The 6,546-nt window shown below is 51.1% G+C and carries 7 protein-coding genes; 2 read left to right on the forward strand and 5 right to left on the reverse strand.

Going from position 1 to position 6,546, the window contains the following annotated elements; all coding sequences use genetic code 11:
* Position 1: 1 nt before the first annotated feature.
* A complete protein-coding gene (locus tag FKZ61_RS15865; protein ID WP_141611109.1) occupies positions 2-1,198 on the forward strand; it encodes a glycosyltransferase in 1,197 nt (398 codons plus the stop codon).
* A 2-nt stretch (positions 1,199-1,200) separates the two neighbouring features.
* On the opposite strand, the gene FKZ61_RS15870 is transcribed toward FKZ61_RS15865, so the two are convergent.
* From FKZ61_RS15870 to FKZ61_RS15885, 4 genes are all read right to left on the reverse strand, one after another.
* Positions 1,201-1,956: a TylF/MycF/NovP-related O-methyltransferase gene (locus tag FKZ61_RS15870; protein WP_141611110.1), complete on the reverse strand. Its 756-nt coding sequence runs from the start codon at positions 1,954-1,956 to the stop codon at positions 1,201-1,203.
* 287 nt (positions 1,957-2,243) lie between these two features.
* The gene (locus FKZ61_RS15875; RefSeq protein WP_141611111.1) at positions 2,244-2,561 is read right to left on the reverse strand and encodes a hypothetical protein; all 318 of its coding nucleotides are present in this window, start codon (positions 2,559-2,561) and stop codon (positions 2,244-2,246) included.
* Between the two features lie 84 nt (positions 2,562-2,645).
* Positions 2,646-2,783: a hypothetical protein gene (locus FKZ61_RS15880; protein WP_170199822.1), complete on the reverse strand. Its 138-nt coding sequence runs from the start codon at positions 2,781-2,783 to the stop codon at positions 2,646-2,648.
* A 471-nt stretch (positions 2,784-3,254) separates the two neighbouring features.
* Positions 3,255-3,977 (reverse strand): class I SAM-dependent methyltransferase, encoded by a 723-nt coding sequence (locus FKZ61_RS15885; protein WP_141611112.1) that lies wholly within the window; start codon positions 3,975-3,977, stop codon positions 3,255-3,257.
* Between the two features lie 138 nt (positions 3,978-4,115).
* On the opposite strand from FKZ61_RS15885, the gene FKZ61_RS15890 reads away from it, so the two are divergent.
* On the forward strand, positions 4,116-4,643 hold the full coding sequence (locus tag FKZ61_RS15890) for a hypothetical protein (protein ID WP_141611113.1): 528 nt from the start codon (positions 4,116-4,118) through the stop codon (positions 4,641-4,643).
* Positions 4,644-4,739: 96 nt separating this feature from the next.
* Here the strand turns inward: FKZ61_RS15890 and FKZ61_RS15895 are convergent, their stop codons facing one another.
* The gene (locus tag FKZ61_RS15895; RefSeq protein WP_141611114.1) at positions 4,740-6,185 is read right to left on the reverse strand and encodes a hypothetical protein; all 1,446 of its coding nucleotides are present in this window, start codon (positions 6,183-6,185) and stop codon (positions 4,740-4,742) included.
* Between the last annotated feature and the right edge of the window lie 361 nt (positions 6,186-6,546).

A 6,546-nucleotide genomic window follows, 5' to 3' on the forward strand; every position in this document is an offset into this window, starting at 1 on the left:
TATGTTAGTTCCTCGTTTGCGAGTTGTTCAGCTAGTCAATGGAATCGCTCTCAACACAAAAATGGGAGGCGCTGAAAGGTTCGGTGTCGAACTGGCGCGCCATTTTGATCAAGCGCGCATTGAACCGGTCGTCGCTGCACTATGGGAGTGGGATCGCGAGCATGAACAGGTATGGCGGAATCGCCTAGCTATCGAGGGGGTAACGACCGTTATTGGTCCACCTAAACGCGAGCGACAAGCATTCAAGAATTTTCTAGAGTCCATTGTCTCGCTCGGACGGCAGCTTGAAAAGCCGGTTGATGTAATACATAGTCAATGTGACTTTGGCGATGTGGCTGCGTTGTTATTGGCGCGACAATTATCAGTAAAATTGCTTGTTAGGACTGCACACAATGAATTGGAATGGGCGAAGCGTCCCTGGCGCCGCTGGATTTTTGTAAATAGTATTTATCCTCTTGTCTATGACATGGAACTAGGTGTGTCACAACGTGTTGTCGATACTCTCAATCAACGGCCTATGGCGAGATGGCTGCACAAAAAGGCGCTTGTATCATACAATGCCATCGACGTAGCACGATTTACCAATGGGATACCTGATACATCTCAATTTATTCGTGAAAAACTAAATATCCCTCCTACAGCTCCTGTTATCGGCTCTGTAGGACGTCTAACGAAGCAAAAAGGCTATCACCACTTTTTAGAAGCTGCTGCAATCGTTTCTGCAACTATCCCATCTGCCAAGTTTCTACTCGTGGGTAGCGGCGAAGAAGAGGCCAACTTAAAGCGGATGGCTCAAGATCTTCAACTGCAAAATCACGTTATCTTCGCTGGTGCCCAAGCCCATGTCGAGCCGTTCCTATCGATTATGGATGTTTTTGTGTCTTCTTCACTGTGGGAAGGGTTGCCCACAGTCATTCTTGAAGCTTTATTAGTGGGGGTGCCCGTTGTGGGGACCGCTGTTTCAGGGACTGAGGAATTGGTAAAGGGAAGCGAAATAGGGTGTTTAGTTGAACCCGGAAATCCTCGCGCGCTGGCGCTAGGTATTCTTGCTATGCTCAGTCACCCACCAGATGCAGCGGCACGCCGACGCGCCAAAGATTTCATCAAACATCAATTTTCTATTACCTCGATTTCATCTCAGATGGAACAGTTGTATCTTCGTTTGCTCCGACAAAAAGATAATGGCGGAGTCATCTAGATTTAAACTCGTAAAATGTGCAAACGACTTTTCATAATGAATTGAAAACCCTGTTGCCGATTGGCAAAATAGTCATCTACAGCTTGCCTACAGCCGCTCCAATGGGCATAATCATCAATAATTAATCTCCCGCCCACAGAAAGATACGGCACGATTCGCTCAAGACAAGTCATCACAGAGTCATACCAGTCGCAATCGATATGGGCCAGCGCCACGGCCTGATCTACATACAGTGTCTCCTCATAGTAGCCTTGAACAAGACTTACTTGGTGAATGGAAACAGGATAGCCGAATCGCGCAAAATTGTGTTTGACTTCTGCTATCAGATTGGTCCGATAGCCATAGTATAGCGTCCCTTTTAGCCCTACCGCCTTCTTGCATTGGATGAGGGCATAGCGCTGATGAGCATCTTGACCATCACGTTCTGAAGGCGGGGGTATCGTCTCAAAAGCGTCGAATATCAGCAATGGTCGCCTTGAATGCTTGGCCGCTGCCATGACAATGGCCGAACCTCCCAGTGCAGTTCCGGCTTCAATGAGAACGCCAGGAATCTGCCGGGATTCCACATCTTTGACAGTCTCATATAAATCAATCAGCGCAGACATATCTAGATAGGTGAGCCTTTCTGCACGTATTCGTTTCAAAAGGCTGAAACCAATAGGATCTTTAAGAAAAAACTTTGCCCAATGGATGAAATGATGAATCCCTTGAGGGAAACTCCGGAAATAATTTAAAAAAACTTGCTGGCGTGTTACCATGGGGTAGCTCTGCACAATAGCGTGGTGTCATGTACACCACTGTTCGATGGTGCGCTGGCGGGCCTTGGAAGGTCTGCCCCGGCATTTGGTCGGTGTCCATAGAGGTGGAGGAACCCGATAGGACCAAAGCTCTTCCATGCTCCATGGGTGGTCGGTGAGGCCGGTAGCCATAGCGAGTGTACGTGGCACCCAACGGAAACCCCGGCTGTCCACCGAGAGGCGGATGCGGAGGCTCTTGTGGGTTTCACACAGGTTGTAGACACATCCGATGATATACATGCCAGCCGTCAGAGTTTCTGTTTGGCGAGCCAGATGTCGAGTGCGACGTCCCAAGGTCGAGAGCCGCTGGCGGAAGCATTCAGCCGCTCGATGTAAGTCGTGTGGATGCACACACCGCCCTGGCTCAAGGCCAGCAGTTGCGTCACCAAAGCCTGGCCACCTTGGACGATGCGGCGCTCGATAGTCAATCCGGAGGCGGCACGGTGCTTGACCACCTGGACAATCCCGATGGACGGCCAGGGGATGAGACGAGGTCGCCCCACCTGGCCGTAGCCAGGCAAGGGAGAACGAATGGTTCGCGGAAAGGCCTCCACATAGCTGGACAAGCCGTCCACCACCAAGAGCAGGGGGCGACACAGGGCCACCTAACGGATCTTCTGGGCCAGTTGCCGGATCAGGTGCTTGTCCCGCTACTCGCCCACCACACCCCCCAGCCACAGTCGGCTGGAAACCATCAGGGCCATGGCCATCCAGGCTGAGCCGCCCTGGGTCTTGACCTTGATCTCATCCGCCTGGACATGCCCCAAGTCCAGCCGGCTCTGGCCCACAATTTGCTCGTGGACGGCCTCACAATGCTCGCCTGCCCGACGCTACCACTTGCGGATGGTGCGCTCGTCGAAACCAAAGGCCTTGACGATAGCCACGGGGCGGACATCCGTAAGCCAGCAAAGTGAGCACGAGCATCACGGTGACGCTGTCCGTCTTCAGCCGGTAGAACAGACTCCCTTTGGTGGCACTGAATGTCTTGCCGCAGACGTGGCACCGATACCGCTTTTCTACCTGGCTATAGACCTGAATGTTGCCTTTGCCCTACGCCCTACTTGCCCTGCTGTCCTCTTGCCGGACAATCGATGTTGGGGCAAATACAGTCTGTGGGTTCATGGATGCACCTCCTTGGGGTTCGAGTCAGGAGGATTGTGTTCATGAACCCTTCTTTCGTCAATTTCGTCGCTACTCCGTCGGTGAACCGCTTTCCATCACGCTATTGTGCGCTCCTACCGTTACCATAGCAATGCTAATCAATGTTTTGACGCAATTACAACATAATTCTTAGGATACCCGGCAACGGTATACTTGTGCCGGAGCTCGAGACGATGGAACACCATTGACAAAGAGAAAAAAAGCGCCTTCATTCCAATCATCCAGGGAGGAAAAAAGATACGTTCCCAAGTTTGCTGAAAATTGTGTGGTGTCCAAGGCAAATAGCGGCCTATCCGGTTCAACTGATAACCAATTGTACCGTAGAATCCTTCCAGCCAATCTATCCGTTCGATTGAGAAACCCGCTTTCTCGATCAAATACCGCAATCCATATTGGGTATAGCGATAAAAATCATAAGGTTCTTCATGTTCCTCGTAGAAAAGAGGCCCCGTGATCAAGATTTTACCCCTTGGCTTTAATAGACGTCGCAACTCAATTAGCACGTCCAGTGGTTCAGGAAGATGCTCAATCACTTGTGTAAGGAGAATATACTCATACCATTCGTCAAGCACCGGAATGGCTGCCAGATCACATACATAAGTGGGAGCTGCGTACAGTTTATCTACTTTGGTAAAGTCTGCTGAGTGGTATTGCGCATGTTGAAAGAGGGCTCGATAGGGGGCCTCGCCAGCCCCAGCATCAAAAACCTTTGCGCCTAGAGGAATTTGAGACGCAAAATCGGCTATCACCAGATACAAACGGGCACGAGAAGAATTAAAATTGACAGTTTTAGTTAATTGCTGTTGGATCCGTCGAAGCATCGAAAGTGTCCTTGATTTTCCACAATTTTTTCAAGAGATCTAGCCACCCATCACTTTAGAGGATAATAAAAGAAGAGGTTGGTTTGAGACGTCTGATACACTGTTTGTAAGCCAACAAACCGTATCAAGGAGCGTCCTATGCAAACCAACCTCCATCTGTATCATAACGTATTGGCGCGACTTGGCCAACTGCTGCCGAGGGAACGGATCACGCGACGGCGAAATATGGCGTTGCTGGTGGTCGGTCTGTATCTGAGCCGGTCGGTGCATCTGTCGCTGGTGGTGCGCAAGTGGCCGAGTGCGAGCAAGGAGCCGAGTCTGGTGAATCGGCTGCGCAGGTTTCTGATCAACCGCCGTCTTGAGGTGCGGCGCTGGTACGAGCCGGTTGTGCTCGAATTGCTGAGGTCGGCGGCGGGGTCGCCCATCCGTCTGGTGATTGACGCCACCAAGGTGGGACAGCACCATCGGCTGCTGACCATCGGTCTGGCCTACAAGCGGCGGACCTTGCCGCTGGTGTGGAGCGTGCATCGAGGCAGCCGAGGACACACCTCATCGGTTAGGACTGGATCGAACGTTGTATCAGGCTCGGACAACCCGTCCCTATTCGTTTCACGACTTACTTCCCAAAGTGATGTGTGGCTAGTCAAGAGATTAAAAAGACGGTGAGAAGCAGCCATGCAGCTACCTCTCACCATGCCCTCAAACGACCAATTCAGAAGATACTGACTAAGCGTCGAATGCGCTTGACTTCGCTCCATTCAGCTACTGAATCGGGATCCCGTTGTAGTCTTCGGCCACACTGCCGGAGCCTGGAACTGCTGTCTGAATACGAACGACAGCAATAAGCTGGCTACCAGCTGGTCCTTTGATAATGGCACCACCACCGAAACCACCACCCGGATTGGCCTCAGGATTGCCAAATTCCAGCAATTTAGCCGTATCCCCTGAGGCGAGCGTGGCGTTTGAGTTTGCTTTGGCGCCAGGATCAATCGAAGAAATAGTGTGTGTACCGATCAAATTTCCGAGCTTATCGCGATATTCGACGACCACGTTATTGACTGTGCTAGAGCCGACATTCTGAATAGCAATGAAGGCCCGCTGGCGTGTTCCTGTTGCAAAGTTGGCATCACTCGTGTAGCGAACATAAGGCAGCGCCAATGTGCTGGCACCACTTGCCTCGCCCAGGAACGCTGTACTGAACGACGGGGCAGCAAATGCCTTCGCAATGACGACAATCGGCTGAGAGCTTGTCACCGTAGCAGCGCCGCTGTAATTCACGGGATTTTTGTCGCAAGCCAGGAAGCTTGCCTTGGCGCCAGGCTGAATCGTCTTCGTGTCAGTGGCGCCGCCGGGACTATAGGTCACGGTCACACTCGCTGCACTAGTTCCTACGTTCTGCACAGCGTACGCGGTAGAGGCGTTTGTTCCAGAAAGCTGGCAGAGTGCTGTAGCAACGTAGACTGTATTGGCACCTGCAGACACACCCTCAAAGGCTGTAGCCTGAACACTGTTGGTCGAAAGCTCCAAAACTGAGCCGACAATGTTTGCCGGAGTAGAAGTGCCTGAACGTACAGCCGTCACTATTGCTGAGCCGTTCAGAGAGGCAGGCAGGCCAGGTAGTGTCCCCATGTCATAGTACTTAGCGGCACCTGCCGGGATATTGGTCTCAGTGAGTGTGGTCAGCGGACTACCTGGGTTTGCAGCATCGAAAATCTGCAACGTGACATCGACGGGTACAGACTCCGTGTTCTGGATAGAAAATTTTGAAGTGGTATTGAACTGATTCTTCAATACGGTTGCAAGTAGCACATTCGAAGTGGCGTTACTAAAGCCGTTGGACAAAGGGCGGTTTCTTACCGTTGTAGACTGGGGTATCTGCACCAATGTGGCTACAATAGGTTGGTCTGACCCCATGACGGCCGAGCCCAAGAAGTTGGAGGGTAACGCTTCATCGCCGGTCAGTCCGCCAACGAACATAGAGTCACTAGCACCAGCGTTGAGGGTTCGCGTTACAGTAATGGGCGTGTCCGATTTCTCATTATAGAATTGAAACTGGATTGTGGCAGTGCCAGTTCCAACATTCTGATAAGTAATCGATGTCACAAACTGGGTATTGTAAGCAGGATCTTGTGCTGTTGCAATACCAAACGATGTGATTAGCAATGCAATAGCTGTGAATATAGCTATATTCAACTTAAGATGTTTCATAGGTCTTCTCCCTTTCTCTACGACAAAGTCTTCGTTGCTCGTTCCCCTCTAAACAGATGAACTGTCTATGGTTAATAGCATAATAACCCATAGTGTTTTTGGCAATACCTCGTAGGTAGTATTTTGCCCGTAGCTTAAGATCTTCAGAGAGAAAGGCCAGCTAGGATGTCCTAGATCCGGTCGATATTTATTTGAGGTGAATCAGTGAATCAGGACCTTCTGGCGTCTACTTAATATTACAACCGCATTTATGGTGGTACTGCAGAATATGAGTAGCCGAGATCGTCCAGAAGGCGGCGACGGTGGCTCAAGCGGGCGAGGAGCCGTTTGGCTCGCCGCCACAGGGACCAGGCCAGGCGGA

Source organism: Litorilinea aerophila (assembly GCF_006569185.2).
Classification (GTDB): Bacteria; Chloroflexota; Anaerolineae; order Caldilineales; family Caldilineaceae; genus Litorilinea; species Litorilinea aerophila.